Raw genomic sequence first — 12,722 nt, forward strand, 5'->3', positions numbered from 1 at the left:
ACTACTACGGCCATCGTAGTCGAAAACGGCAGTGGCATCACGGAAGGGGCGCCAGCAGCGCCACAGTCTCCAGGTGGTGGGTATGGGGGTAGAGATCGAAGGCCCGGAGGCCTGACAGCCCCCATCCCGCCTGGCGGAAGTACCCCACGTCCCGGGCGAACGACGCCGGATCACAGGACACGTAGGCAATGGCGCGGGGGCTGGCCTCAACAAGCTGGCTCACCACTGCCTTCCCTGCCCCCGCCCGTGGCGGGTCCAGGACCAGGGCGTCAAAACTCCGCGGTTTCTGGCGGAGCACGCGCTCCACCCTGCCCTGGACGATCTCCACCTGGGGCGCCCCGTGCAGGTTCTTCCGTGCATCCCGGCTGGTTCCGGCGGCACCTTCCACGGACAGGACGGACCCTGTCTCCCCCACCGCGTCAGCCAGGACTGCGGTGAAGAGCCCGGCCCCCGCGTAGAGGTCGGCAACAACGGCCCCGGGGTGGAGGAAGCCCCCGCCGCGGAGGAATTCTGTGACAGCCCCCACAAGGGCCCCGGGCGCGTCGCGGTGGATCTGCCAGAACCCTGCGCCGGTGACCCGGTAGTCGTGCCCGGCCGCTGATTCCTGCACCCACGTGCGGCCGCGAAGCTGCTGCACGGCCTCGGTAGCGGGGTCGAAAGTGGCTACGGACACCTCGCCGGGCAACTGGGCTGCGATGGCGCTAAGCCGCTTGGGCTTGGTTCCCGGACCTGGCGCCAGCAGCACCAGCGGACGGGAACCGTTGGCCGGGGCTGCCACTTCCACGCGCTCGATGCCCTGCAAATCGATGTCCCAGAGGCGCAGGTTGTTGATTGCCTCCGAAGCGAGCGGCATCTCCCGGACCGGAACGATGTGCGTGGAACGGTGTGCGTGCATGCCCAGCTTGCCGCCGGGGGTGACCGAAAAGCCCGCGCGCGTGCGCCACCCAAGGCCGTCCCCGCCGTCGGCCGTTCCGCCCACGGCTTCCACGCTCCCGGCGCCCGCGGGCAGCTGGTCGACGCCGGCGAGCCGCCTGAGCTGTTCGGCAAGCACTTCCGCTTTGAGGCTGCGCTGGCGGGCAAGGGTGATGTGGCCGAACTCGGCTCCGCCCACCGGGGGGTGTCCGTGGCTCCAGGCCCGCGCTGAGTCGGCCAGGTGCCAGAAATGGTCCGCGCGGTCCGGAGAGGCTTCAAGGACCTCGGTGACGTCCGCCCGCCAGAATTTGGCCTTTTCCTCCGCATCCGTCAGCCGCACCCGCACCCTTTCCCCGGGAATGCCGTGCCTGACAAAAATCACCCGGCCCTCGTGCCTGGCAACGCAGTGGCCGCCGTGGGCCACCGGGCCGACGTCGAGCACTACTTCCCTGCCTGCTTCTCCGGTCAGGGGCGGCTGTGTTTCGGTGTTTGCCATTATTGGACGTCCTGCAGGTTTTTCGCTTCTTCGGATGATTTCAACTGCCAGGGGACGCTCGCCACCATGACGCCGGGTTCAAAGTGCAGCCGGGTCTTGATGCGCAGGGCAGTCTGGTTGTGGACCAATTGCTCCCACCACTTGCCCACAACGTATTCGGGGATGTAGACCACGATCAGGTCGCGGGGAGAATCCTTCCGCATGTGTTTGACGTACTCCATGATGGGCGTGACCGTCTCCCGGTACGGACTGGCCAGCACGGTCAGCGGCACCGGAATCTCCAGCTTTTCCCAGTCAGCCACGGTCTGCGCGGTTTCTTCGGCATCGATGTCCACTGTCACCGCATCAAGCCGGGACGGCCGGGAGGCCCTGGCGTACGCCAGCGCCCGCAGCACGGGCTTGCGCACATGGGACACCAGCAGGACGGCGTGCACCCTGGTGGGAAGGGCGCGCGGCGAAGAGTCCTCGTCCACGGCCAGTTCCCTGGCCACATTGTCGTAGTGCGCCCTGATGCTCCACATGATGAGGAACAGGATGACCATGGCGAGCAGGGCAATCCAGGCGCCCTGCTCGAATTTGGTGACCAGCACGATGACCAGGACCGTGGCCGTCATGCCGAAGCCGATGCTGTTGATGACGCGGGACTTGGCCATCCGGCGCCGGACTGCCTTGTCCTTGGCCAGCTTGAGCTGCCGGCCCCAGTGCCGGATCATCCCCAGCTGGCTGGCGGTGAATGAGATGAAGACACCCACGATGTAGAGCTGGATGAGCTTGGTGACGTCCGCGTTGAAGGCGATGATCAGTACCAGCGCGCCTGCGGCGAGGGCCAGGACGCCATTGCTGAAGGCCAGCCTGTCACCCCTGGTGCGCAGCTGCCGCGGCAGGTAGCCGTCCTGGGCGAGGATGGAGCCCAGCACCGGAAAGCCGTTGAAGGCGGTGTTGGCGGCAAACACCAGGATCACGCCGGTGGCGGCCACCACGATGTAGAACGGTATGGATCCCGGGCCGAAGATGGTCTGGGCGATCTGGCTGATGGCAGGGTTCTGGATGTACCCCTCCGGCAGGGGGTTGCCGTTGAGCAGGAACTCGGTGGCCGGGTCCAGGACGATGTGCACCTTGGTGGCGTTGGCCAGGTAGATGATGCCCGCCAGCATGGTGGCGCCGATGACGCCCAGCAGCAGCAGGGTGGTGGCGGCGTTCTTGCTCTTCGGCGGGCGGAAGTTGGGCACTCCGTTGCTGATGGCTTCGACGCCGGTGAGCGCCGCGGCGCCGGAGGAAAAGGCCCGCAGCAGCAGGAAGGCGCCGGCGAGGCCCACAAGGCCCTCGTCGAAACCGGGGGCCGGGACGATCGTGAAGGCAGCGGAGGGCGCCTGGCCCAGCTGCCCGGTTGCCGCCTGGAACAGTCCCACCGCCGTCATGCCCAGGATGGATGCCATAAAAATGTAGGTGGGGATGGCGAAGAGGGTGCCGGCCTCTTTGATTCCGCGCAGGTTCACCAGGGCAAGGATGACGACGCCGACAGTGGCTATGGCGGCCTGCTGGCCGTGCAGCGACGGGACGGCGGTGGTGAGGTACGTGGCGGCGGAGGAGATGGACACCGCGACGGTCAGGACGTAGTCAACCAGCAGCGCAGAGGCCACGGTGAGGCCTGCGTACCTGCCCAGGTTCTCACCGGCGATCTCGTAGTCGCCGCCGCCGGAAGGATAGGCGTGGACGTTCTGCCGGTAGGAGGCCACCACCGTCAGCAGGACCACCATCACCGCCACGCCCACCCACGGCGAGAACGCCACCGCGCTGACGCCCGCCAACGCCAACGTCAGCAGGATCTCGTCCGGAGCATAGGCTACGGAGGAAAGTGCGTCGGAGGCGAAGACCGGAAGTGCGATCCGCTTGGGAAGCAGCGTATGGGCCAGCCGGTCATTTCGAAATGGCCGGCCCACCAGCACACGCTTGACGGCGTTCAATATTGTCAACACCCCACAAAGCTAGTCTGATTCCCGGACGATGTCATGACGGACCGGGGACAACGGGAGCCGGCACGCTGGCGGTAGAGTTCTAGCAGCAGGACCTTGACAGGAATACAGAGGAGAGACCGTGGCGCATTTCGTGATCATGGGATGTGGCCGGGTAGGGGCAACGCTGGCGCACACGCTGGAGGACGCCGGGCATTCCGTGGCCATCATCGACCAGGACGACCGCGCCTTCCGCAGGCTCCGGCAAGGATTCACCGGACGCAAAGTCACGGGCGTCGGCTTCGACCGGGACACCCTGAAACAGGCCGGCGTGGCTGAAGCGTACGCGTTCGCCGCCGTTTCCAGCGGCGACAACTCCAACATCCTGGCCACCCGGGTGGCCAGGGAAACGTTCCACGTCCCCCACGTTGTGGCCCGCATCTATGATCCCGGCCGTGCCGAGATTTACCAGCGCCTTGGGATTCCCACAGTTGCGGCCGTGCGCTGGAGCGCGGACCAGGTACTGCGGCGTATCCTGCCCGAACAGCACCTCGCAGGCGATTTCCGGGAGCCGTCCGGACGGCTGGTGCTCGCCGAACTCGATCTCGACGCCAGCTGGATCGGACAACGGGTGAGCACCATTGAGAAAGCCGCCGCTATCCGGGTGGCCTACCTGACCCGTTTTGGAGAGGGACTCCTGCCGGACGCTGCCACCGCCTACCAGGACGGCGATACCGTGCACGCGATGCTGCAGGTTGACCGCAGCGCCCAGGTAGCCCATATCCTCGCCAAAGCACCCGCCAAGGAGTACCAGTGAAAGTCGTGATTGTGGGTGCCGGCAGCGTCGGCTCGTCCATCGCCAGGGAACTGCTGGCGCACAAGCATGAGATCCTCCTGATCGACCTCAAGCCGGAGGTCATTGGACGCAGCGGCCTCCGCGGCGCACACTGGCTGGTGGGCGACGCCTGTGAGCTGAGCACGCTGCAGGGAGCCAAAGTGGAAGACGCAGACGTGGTGGTGTCGGCCACCGGCGATGACAAGGTCAACCTGGTGGTTTCCCTGCTGGCCAAGACCGAATTCGGGGTGGGCCGCACCGTGGGGCGGGTGAACAACCCCAAGAACGACTGGATGTTCAACGATTCCTGGGGCGTTGACGTCGCCGTCAACACTCCGCAGCTCATGACCGCCCTCGTCGAGGAAGCCGTGGAGATCGGCGACCTGGTCCGGCTGCTCACCCTTCAGACCGGCGTTTCTTCCCTCGTGGAGTTCACCGTGCCGCACGACTCGCACGTGATCGGCCAGACGGTCGGCGACATCCGGTGGCCGGAGGATTCCACCCTCGTGGCCATCCTGCGTGATCATGCACCCATCACGCCGAGCCGGGACGACGTGATCGACGGCGGAGACGAGTTGTTCTTCGTCACCACCATTGCAGCTGAGGACCACCTGCGCGCCCTGTTGGCGCCTGACGCCCTTGATACGGCCGGCGAGGCGGACGCTCCGCTGCCGGCCGGCGCCAGGACCGCCCAGCAGGCGCCCGAGGACGACGGCTTCGACGGCTAGGACGGTCCGGCCGTCGATGCGTCAGGCTTTCAGGCCCGCGTCCTCCCCGTTGGAGTCCGTGCCGGCGTCGACGGCGGCCGGCCGGGTCACCAGCCAGGCAATCCAGACACCCAGGATGTACAGGGGCGCGCCCATGATCAGCCGGGTGGTGGCCAGCGCCGCAAGCCCGTCCGGACCCATGAGGTAGAGCGGAACCTGCACCACGAGCCGAAGCGCCAGGACCGCAACGATGATCCAGGTGCCAAGCTGGTAGGCCCTGACCCGGACCGCGTCCTTGCGCCAGTCAAGGCCCTCGTTCCGGATGAATCCGAAGAGCAGGCCGGCCACCGGCCATTTGAGGAAGATGGACAGCACCATCGCCAGGATGTAGCCGGCGTTGGTGAAGAAACCGGGGAGGTAGAAGTCCTCCGCCTTGCCGGTGCTGTTTGCGAGCCAGGCCGAGATGCCTACGCCCACCACACCGGCCAGCGCCTGGGTGAGCGGGCGCCGCTGGACCAGCCGGACCACGGTGAACACCGCGGCGGAAGCCAGTGCCGCCACCAGGGACAGCGTCAGCTCCCGGGTGATGGTGAAGGCCACCAGGAACATAAGCCCGGGCACGATGCTTTCGGCAATGCCCTGGACACCGCCGGCGCTGCGCAGGACGTCCACCCGGCCGTCGTGTGTCCGGTGCAGCCCGGCCTTGGCCGCGTACTCCGCCGCAAGGCCGGCCACCGGTGACGGCTCCCGGGCCGGTCCCTGCCTTCCATCACGCTCAGGGGTGCCGTGGTTTGGGGGCCCGGAGGACGGGTCGGGCTGGGGCTCGGTCATTCGTTCTCCTGGCGGGACAGTATTTCGTAGCGTGGGTTGAACATGGTGGGCAGGCCTTGGCTGCGGGAAAGCATTCCTTCAAGCCGGAGCCGGGCGCCGGCTTCGATGCCCGGCACGCGGCGGCGCCCCAGCCATACAACCCGGAGCCTGCCATGTGCCTTGGACTGGCCGGCCTGGCCGGAGACTCTCCTGCCTGGTTCGGCCCGGCCCGGCTCGGCGTCGGAAACAATGGCGGTGAACGCAGGTGCCTGGTCCGCCGGGAGGTACGTCACCGATTCAATGCGTCCCTGGCAGACGACGCGGCCCTTGTCCGGAAGCTCGTCCAGGGAGAGAACGTCAGGGCGGGGCTGGAGCCCGTCCCCGGGGGCCGCGTCAGCCAATCTGTGTGGTTTCCGGACCACGTTCCGGTTCCCCAAGAGCGGGGGCAGGCGGAGGAGGCGTGGTGGCCGTGTCCTTGGGCAGGCGCAGCTGCAGCAGGTCACGGGGCGGCATGGGGCTGCCCCCGCGGATCACCACAACCTGCCGGAACAGCGCCTCCAGCGGCTCGGCCGCTTCACGTTCAAGGGCCGCCGGTCCGCCCAGGACTCCGCGAAGGAACCAGCGCGGACCATCAACGCCCACAAAGCGGGCCACGCGGTAACCCTGGCTGCCGTCAGGCAGCCCCGCAGGCAACTTGGCCACGAGTTCGGTTCCAAAGCTGCCGTCGATCTCTTCCACCTGGCCACCCTGCGCACCCACGGACTGGCCGATCTGCTCGCGGATCTCGTCCCACAGGCCCTCGGTCTTGGGAGCGGCGAAAGCCTGCAGCTGCAGGCTGGAGCCATTGAGGTCCAGCGTGACCGCCACGACGCGCTGGGTGGCTTCCTCGACCTCGAGGCGCAGCTGGAGACCCTCGCTGGGCGTGATCAGCAGCGCGCCCAGATCCACGTAGCCGTCGCGGCTGGTGATTTCGGATTCATCAAGCGGGCCGTTTGCCCGGATGCCCGTGGCGGTCGCCGCGTCGGCCGAAGCCTCCGCGGCGGTCAGGGAGTCGTCCGGTTCGGCTGTCTGTTCCTTCTTGGCTTTCCTGCCGAGCCCAAAGACCATGGGGGTGTCTCCTTAGTTGTGAAATGTGCGGGTCCGGCCCGTTGGGGTCCCGCCGTCCTGCTGTACGCGCCCGGCAGCAATACTGCGGGAACGGAAATCGTTCTTTAGGCCCCCGGCGGATTGAAACCGCCGGTGGATCCGAAGCCTCCCGTACCGCGCACGGACCCGCTCAATTCATTAACGGGGATGAACTGCGCGTGCTCCACACGCTGGATAACCATTTGCGCAATTCTATCGCCGCGGTGCAGCTCAATGGACTGGCTCGCGTCGGTGTTCAGCAGGGTGACGGCTATTTCCCCCCGGTATCCGGCATCCACCGTTCCGGGGGCGTTGACAATGGTCAGCCCGTGTTTGGTGGCAAGCCCCGACCGCGGATGGATCAGGGCGACGAAGCCGTCAGGGAGGGCAATTGCCACTCCCGTGGGAACCAGCTTGCGCTCCCCCGGCTGCAGGACAACGTCCTCCCTGGCACGAAGGTCAGCGCCGGCGTCGCCCGGGTGCGCGTAGGAGGGCGCCTCGAGGCCTGGATCCAGCATCTTCAGCTGGACCTGCAGTGTTGGGGCTGTGGCCGACGGCGCCAGGCCGGCAGGTTCTGCGGTGAAGGTGTCTACGGCTGCGGAATGATCAGTCACAGTCACTCACTCTAACCCGCGCCCGCCGCGCGCACCTAGGCGCAGGCACCTGCCGGGGGCAGGCACCGTGCTGCGGGGAAGGTGCCGCCGGCGCCGGGACAGAAGCGGCCGGGATGAAATAGCCAGGGAAAGATGGAAAGCTTGCGTCATGCCCGAATCCAGTTCCGCCGCGCCCGTTCCCGGCACACCATCATCCGAAGCCGCAGTGGTCTACCGGGAAAAGCTTTGGCCCAATGCCTGGATCTGGATCATCGCAGCGGGCATCTCAGGTGCAGGAATCCTGGTGTTTGCACCTATCAGCGCGGCTGCGGGCTACACGGCTGCGGTAGTTCTCTTCACGATTATCGCCATCCTCCTGATCCTTTCCACCCCCACCATCCTGGTCACGGAAAACACCCTGACCGTGGGGCGGGCCACCATTGAACGCCGCTTCGTGGGTGCCGCCCAGCCCTTCCGCGGTGAAGAAGCGACGGCGGAACGCGGCACCCGGCTGAACGGCCTGGCCTACCTTTGCATCCGGGGCTGGATCGATCCCGTCGTCAAGATCGGCATCACCGATCCCTCGGATCCGACGCCGTACTGGCTGGCGTCCACCCGCCGCCCGGACAAACTGGCGGCAGCCCTTCAGCCCTCACAGTCCCTGCAGTAGAACCGGCCGTCCTTCTCCCTGGCGATCTGGGAGCGGTGCCGTACCAGGAAGCACGAGGAGCAGGTGAATTCGTCAGCCTGGGCCGGAACCACCTGGACCACCAGCTCCTCGCCGGAGAGGTCCGCGCCCGGCAGTTCAAAGCCGGCGGCAAGCTCGCTTTCGTCCTCATCCACCACCGCAACCGGTTTGTCAGACCGGCGCGTCTTCAGCTCTTCCAGCGAGTCCGCGGTGGCGTCCTCCTCGGACTTGCGCGGCGCATCGTAATCGGTGGACATCGTGGCCCTGGCCTTCTTCCTGTGCGATTGTCTGGGACAACACCCTTCATAACGCGGGATGCGCCGGGTTGGTGCCCGGCCAAGGCCGGGCCTGGCGGAGGATTTGCGAGCGTTGTCCCGGAAAATCGCGGCGCGCCCTGCCCCTTGACGGAAAACCCGTCCCCCGGGTGGCAAAGTTTCGAGTGATAGTAATGCCAGGGTGGAGGATTTGTATGCAGGATCTACGGCTTGTAGGCGTACACGACGACGGGACTCACCTCCTGTTGAGCGGGGCCGGCGGCGAGATGTTCCAGCTGCCGATCGACGAAGCGCTGAGGACGGCCAGCCGGCCTGCGGTTAAGCCGCGGGCCGAGCGGCCAGCTGTTCCGATGTCCCCGCGGGACATCCAGGCTCGGATACGCGCCGGTGCCACTGCGGCCGACGTCGCCGAGCTTTCCGGGCTTCCGCTGGCCAAGGTTGAACGGTACGAGGGGCCGGTCCTTGCTGAACGGGAGTACGTGGCCCAGCAGGCCCGCAAAGTGGAAGTGGCCTCGCCTTCCCCCGGCCATGACGTCTACCGGTCGGCGTTCGGCGACAACCCTGCCACGCTGAATGACATGGTGGGGCACCGGCTCGCCGCCCATGGCATCGACCCGGCCACGGTGGAGTGGGATTCCTGGCGTCGCCAGGATGGGACCTGGACTGTCTCGGCCACTTTCGAAGCCAAGAACGGCACCACTCCGGGCATAGGCGAGGAGCCCCCGGCACTGTGGACCTTCAGCCCGGCACGGAAGTCGCTGCAGAACGCCAACCGCTGGGCCCAGCAACTGAGCGAACTGGAGCCCCTGGACGGGCCCGTTCCTGCCCGCCGGCTGTCGGCCGTTTCCGACCGGCCCTTTGACTTTGAGACCGATGCCGACGCCGTTCCCGGAAGCCAGGCAGGCAATGCCGGCCACGCGCCGGGCAAGGAAAAGGAATCCGACGGCCTCCTGGACATGCTGCGCTCGCGCCGGGGCCAGCGGCTTGGCGTGGATGAGGATTCCGACGACGCCCTGGCCCTGCTCCTCACGCACGGCGTGCCGGCTGCCCATCCCCGGCCCTCCGAGGTCACGCCGGAAGCAGACGAACAGGAGGCAGAGCCGGAGGAAGATGCCGGCAGTGCCCCCGCTGCCCAGGGTGATTCCTTCATCCGGCGCCGGGATGCCCGCCCGTCGATGCTTTCCCGGCTGAGCCTCATCCCCCCGCACGCGGACCCGGTGGAAGACAACCTCCGGCTGCACAACGGTGTCAGTACAGACACCCGGGAGATAACAATCGTGGCCTCCCCCCAGCGCCCCTCCGGTTCAGCGGATCCTGACGCGGCACGCGGCACCGGCGCGTCAGGCAGCGGAGCAGGACTGGACGAACTGCTGGGCGGCAACCCGCGCCGGCCGGCACCGCGCACTGACGATAACTCCCCTGCCACCGGCCAGCTCCCGGAAACGGGCGCACCGGAAAGGCAGCCCTCGAGGCCCAAGCGCTCCAGCGTTCCGTCCTGGGACGAGATAGTCTTCGGGACCCGCGGAGACTAGGTACACGGCCTGCGCGCCGGCCGGACACCGGACACCGGACGCTTAGGCGCCTGCCCCGGTTCCGCCGGTGCCGCGCCACAGGCACGCATCCACCTCGAACGGCAGCAGCTGGTCCTGCTCAGCCATGAGGTTGGCACCATGGGCCGTGACCCGCCGCATGAAGTGGCGCCGGCAGAGGGTTTCGTAGCCCACCACGGGAATGCGGCCTGCGGCCGGAGCCGCTGATCCGTCAACGGCCATGTCGACGTCACCCACCACTACCTGGGCGCCTTCGGTGACCATGACGCCGTCCACCGTCCTTGCATTGTGCGTAGCCCGGCGGCCGCACCAGCACAGGGCCTCCACCTGTAAAACCTGCACCCGGTCCGCCAGTTCGATCAGCCGCTGCGAGCCGGGGAAGAGCCTGGTGCGGAAGTCGGCGGTAATACCGAAGGCAAAAACGTCGACGTCGATCTCGTCCACGACCTTCGCCAGCTGTTCCACCTGCTCCGGCGTATAGAACTGCGCCTCATCGCAAATCAGGTAGTCCACGCGCTGGCCCTGGGTGCGCCGCAGCATGACTTCCTCCCAGAAGTCCGTGCCGTCCGCCACCTCCACTGCGTCGGTTTCGAGGCCGAGCCGGCTGGAGATGCGGGATGCGCCGGCACGGTCGTTGCGGCTGAAGCGCACACCGCCCCGGCCCCGGGCACGGTGGTTGTGATCCATCTGCAGCGCGAGGGTGGATTTGCCGCAGTCCATGGTGCCCGAAAAGAAGACGAGTTCAGCCACGGCGGACGCTCCTGCCGCCTGCCGTGAAGCACAGCAGCGGGACCTCCCGCTCAGCCTTGGTCAGGGATCCGTGCTGGCCCACGACTTCCATCGCCGTGGGGCGGACGCGCCTTGTGTCATACAGTGCCAGCTCATCGCGGGCTGCAATCATCACGTCGCCGATCCTGCCCTCGACGGCGGGCCGAACCGGGCCGAAGAGCCCCGCCGCAATGGCGTCCTCCCTGGTGAAGGCCCAGATGCGGGTACCGAAGCGGGTGCGCCAGGCTGCGAGAAGCCTTTCGCGTGCGCCGGCGTCGGGCCCTGTGCCGTCCGCTCCGGTTTCCAGGTAGAGGTGCACCATGCGCGGTTCGCCGGCGGTGTGCCGGACGCCTTCCACCAGCGCCGGGTCGGCTGAAAAGTCGATGCGCTGTTGTTCCGGCACATCCAGCATGCCGTGGTCCGCGGTCAGCAGGATGGTGGTGCCGGCAGGCAGGGAGGCATTCAACCGCTTCATGGTGGCATCCAGCTCCTCAAGCTGGTGCTCCCAGGATTCGGACTGGCAGCCGTAGCGGTGCCCGGCCTTGTCCAGCTCGTTGAGGTAGAAGTACAACAGGGCCGGGCCGGGGACGGCGAGGGCTTCGGCGGCGGCCTCAGTCCGGGCGTGGGAAGTGGTGCCGGCCACGAAGGTCCCGCCGCGCAGGGCAGCCCTGGTCATGGGCGAATCGCCGAACTGGGGAAGGCTGACCGTGGTGACGGCGGCCTGGCCTGCAGCCCGTTCCAGCACGGTGGGGAACGGCTGCCAGGCGAGGGGGTCCACCCCGGCGTCCCAGTTGCCGAGCATGTTGACCACTTTGTCCTGCTCCGGGTCAAGCACGTCGTAGCCCACCATGCCGTGCTGGCCGGGGGGCAGCCCGGTACCGAAACATGCCAGAGCGGCGGCCGTCGTTGAGGGGAATGCCGAATCCAGCCACACGGGAACTTCCCCCTGACCGGCCTGGATGACCGACCTGAGGAAGGGTGTGTGCGCGGACTTCTGCTTCAGGAGGTTCCGGCCCAGGCCGTCGGCCACCACGACGCAGACACGCGACGCGGCAGGAAGGCCAAGCGTATTGGTGAAGCCATCGAGGCCCAGGCTGGCCGCGGCACTGGTCAGCACATCCGCGACGGAGCGCCGGCCGTAGGCGGGGGCGGGCGGAAGGTCGGCCGTCCGGCCGGCCTGGACTGGAGCGGCATGCGACGGGGTAACTGCGGCGGGGATGGTCAGGCGGCGTTCTTCCGGCATCTCAGCGCTGCTGGTGCCCGCGGCTCAGCCGGTTGCCGAACACGCCCGGACGCGGACGCGGAGGGAGGGACTGGATGTGCGGCACCGGGGCGGCGGAGCCCGTGTTGACCGCGCGCAGCGCGCGGGCAAACAACTTGGCGTCCTGGACTGCCTGCAGCCCGTCAGCCTCAGCGCTGATCCGGAGGACGATGTCTTCCTGCGCAATGGTGCCGCTATAGCCGTGGTCGGCTTCGCACTGGGGATCCCCGCAGCTGGCAGGGCCCATGTCCAGCCGCTGGCCGCCGGACCAGGCGATGGACAGCGTCACCTCGCGCACGGGATCCGATGGCTTATAGTTCTGCGGCTGGGCGTACATGTAGCTGAGCACCACGGAGCGGATCTGCGCCACGGGGACGGATTCCGTGGAGATCTGGGCCACGATCTGTTCACCGGCCTCGTCCAGCTGCTGGTCGTCCACGTGGGTAATCACCAGCATGTCCGCGGTCAGCACCAGAACGGTGATGTGGCGCCGGACCTCGGCCCGGTCAAAGTGGGTTTCCAGGTGCACCAGGTGGGCAACACAGTCGCGGCCGTCCAAGGCGTCGTCCACCACGTCGGCAACAAGGCGCGGGTAGAAACCGGCCTTCTGCAGTGCGCCGTCCAGGCTTTGGCCCTGGGCACCGTGGTTATGTGAGCTGTGGCGGACTGCCTGGTTTTCATTGCCGGGCGTTTCGGGCGCCGACGCGGGAGGCTGTGAGCTCATTCCCCCATTTTCACAGATGGGCCGGT

General features: G+C 67.4%; 14 protein-coding genes. 4 read left to right on the forward strand and 10 right to left on the reverse strand.

The features are described 5' to 3' along the window. Positions 1-37 precede the first annotated feature (37 nt). Both GK109_RS01815 and GK109_RS01820 read right to left on the reverse strand, forming a co-directional pair. Complete coding sequence (locus GK109_RS01815; RefSeq protein WP_157238470.1) at positions 38-1,408, reverse strand: class I SAM-dependent RNA methyltransferase; 1,371 nt, start codon at positions 1,406-1,408, stop codon at positions 38-40. After that, a complete protein-coding gene (locus GK109_RS01820) occupies positions 1,408-3,384 on the reverse strand; it encodes an APC family permease (protein ID WP_370460320.1) in 1,977 nt (658 codons plus the stop codon). Before GK109_RS01820 ends, GK109_RS01815 begins: the two co-directional genes overlap by 1 nt. A gap of 118 nt (positions 3,385-3,502) precedes the next feature. On the opposite strand from GK109_RS01820, the gene GK109_RS01825 reads away from it, so the two are divergent. Next, positions 3,503-4,177, forward strand: coding sequence for a TrkA family potassium uptake protein (locus GK109_RS01825; protein WP_104997563.1), 675 nt, complete (start codon positions 3,503-3,505; stop codon positions 4,175-4,177). Continuing rightward, positions 4,174-4,923 (forward strand): NAD-binding protein, encoded by a 750-nt coding sequence (locus GK109_RS01830; protein WP_321215960.1) that lies wholly within the window; start codon positions 4,174-4,176, stop codon positions 4,921-4,923. Before GK109_RS01825 ends, GK109_RS01830 begins: the two co-directional genes overlap by 4 nt. Positions 4,924-4,944: 21 nt before the next feature. Here the strand turns inward: GK109_RS01830 and GK109_RS01835 are convergent, their stop codons facing one another. The 4 genes from GK109_RS01835 to dut form a co-directional block, all read right to left on the reverse strand. After that, the gene (locus GK109_RS01835; RefSeq protein WP_157238471.1) at positions 4,945-5,733 is read right to left on the reverse strand and encodes a DUF3159 domain-containing protein; all 789 of its coding nucleotides are present in this window, start codon (positions 5,731-5,733) and stop codon (positions 4,945-4,947) included. After that, the gene (locus tag GK109_RS01840; RefSeq protein WP_231754784.1) at positions 5,730-6,113 is read right to left on the reverse strand and encodes a hypothetical protein; all 384 of its coding nucleotides are present in this window, start codon (positions 6,111-6,113) and stop codon (positions 5,730-5,732) included. Before GK109_RS01840 ends, GK109_RS01835 begins: the two co-directional genes overlap by 4 nt. Next, the gene (locus GK109_RS01845) at positions 6,106-6,819 is read right to left on the reverse strand and encodes a DUF3710 domain-containing protein (protein ID WP_157238472.1); all 714 of its coding nucleotides are present in this window, start codon (positions 6,817-6,819) and stop codon (positions 6,106-6,108) included. Before GK109_RS01845 ends, GK109_RS01840 begins: the two co-directional genes overlap by 8 nt. Positions 6,820-6,923: 104 nt before the next feature. After that, complete coding sequence (gene dut / locus GK109_RS01850) at positions 6,924-7,451, reverse strand: dUTP diphosphatase (RefSeq protein ID WP_370460321.1); 528 nt, start codon at positions 7,449-7,451, stop codon at positions 6,924-6,926. Between the two features lie 148 nt (positions 7,452-7,599). Between dut and GK109_RS01855 the strand changes: the two genes are divergently transcribed. Next, on the forward strand, positions 7,600-8,100 hold the full coding sequence (locus GK109_RS01855; protein ID WP_157238473.1) for a DUF3093 domain-containing protein: 501 nt from the start codon (positions 7,600-7,602) through the stop codon (positions 8,098-8,100). On the opposite strand, the gene GK109_RS01860 is transcribed toward GK109_RS01855, so the two are convergent. Then, positions 8,076-8,375: a DUF4193 domain-containing protein gene (locus GK109_RS01860; protein WP_157238474.1), complete on the reverse strand. Its 300-nt coding sequence runs from the start codon at positions 8,373-8,375 to the stop codon at positions 8,076-8,078. The genes GK109_RS01855 and GK109_RS01860 overlap by 25 nt on opposite strands. 212 nt (positions 8,376-8,587) lie before the next feature. Here GK109_RS01860 and sepH point away from each other — a divergent pair, with 212 nt between their 5' ends. Then, on the forward strand, positions 8,588-9,925 hold the full coding sequence (gene sepH, locus GK109_RS01865; protein ID WP_157238475.1) for a septation protein SepH: 1,338 nt from the start codon (positions 8,588-8,590) through the stop codon (positions 9,923-9,925). A gap of 42 nt (positions 9,926-9,967) precedes the next feature. Here the strand turns inward: sepH and GK109_RS01870 are convergent, their stop codons facing one another. Genes GK109_RS01870 through GK109_RS01880 form a run of 3 tightly spaced genes read right to left on the reverse strand, consistent with a single transcriptional unit; the run spans position 9,968 to position 12,696 of the window. Continuing rightward, the gene (locus GK109_RS01870) at positions 9,968-10,693 is read right to left on the reverse strand and encodes a thymidine kinase (protein WP_321215958.1); all 726 of its coding nucleotides are present in this window, start codon (positions 10,691-10,693) and stop codon (positions 9,968-9,970) included. Next, complete coding sequence (locus tag GK109_RS01875) at positions 10,686-11,954, reverse strand: alkaline phosphatase family protein (RefSeq protein ID WP_231754785.1); 1,269 nt, start codon at positions 11,952-11,954, stop codon at positions 10,686-10,688. Before GK109_RS01875 ends, GK109_RS01870 begins: the two co-directional genes overlap by 8 nt. Before the next feature lies 1 nt (position 11,955). Beyond that, positions 11,956-12,696: a DUF5998 family protein gene (locus tag GK109_RS01880; protein ID WP_157238476.1), complete on the reverse strand. Its 741-nt coding sequence runs from the start codon at positions 12,694-12,696 to the stop codon at positions 11,956-11,958. Between the last annotated feature and the right edge of the window lie 26 nt (positions 12,697-12,722).

Origin of the sequence: Pseudarthrobacter sp. GA104, assembly GCF_009741265.1 — a bacterium.
Classification (GTDB): Bacteria; Actinomycetota; Actinomycetes; order Actinomycetales; family Micrococcaceae; genus Arthrobacter.

Bases quoted from the DNA above. Each gene is read 5' to 3' on its own strand.
- GK109_RS01815 (WP_157238470.1), bottom strand. From the start codon at position 1,408: ATGGCAAACACCGAAACACAGCCGCCCCTGACCGGAGAAGCAGGCAGG.
- GK109_RS01835 (WP_157238471.1), bottom strand. From the start codon at position 5,733: ATGACCGAGCCCCAGCCCGACCCGTCCTCCGGGCCCCCAAACCACGGC.
- GK109_RS01845 (WP_157238472.1), bottom strand. From the start codon at position 6,819: ATGGTCTTTGGGCTCGGCAGGAAAGCCAAGAAGGAACAGACAGCCGAA.
- GK109_RS01855 (WP_157238473.1), top strand. From the start codon at position 7,600: ATGCCCGAATCCAGTTCCGCCGCGCCCGTTCCCGGCACACCATCATCC.
- GK109_RS01860 (WP_157238474.1), bottom strand. From the start codon at position 8,375: ATGTCCACCGATTACGATGCGCCGCGCAAGTCCGAGGAGGACGCCACC.
- sepH (WP_157238475.1), top strand. From the start codon at position 8,588: ATGCAGGATCTACGGCTTGTAGGCGTACACGACGACGGGACTCACCTC.
- GK109_RS01875 (WP_231754785.1), bottom strand. From the start codon at position 11,954: ATGCCGGAAGAACGCCGCCTGACCATCCCCGCCGCAGTTACCCCGTCG.
- GK109_RS01880 (WP_157238476.1), bottom strand. From the start codon at position 12,696: ATGAGCTCACAGCCTCCCGCGTCGGCGCCCGAAACGCCCGGCAATGAA.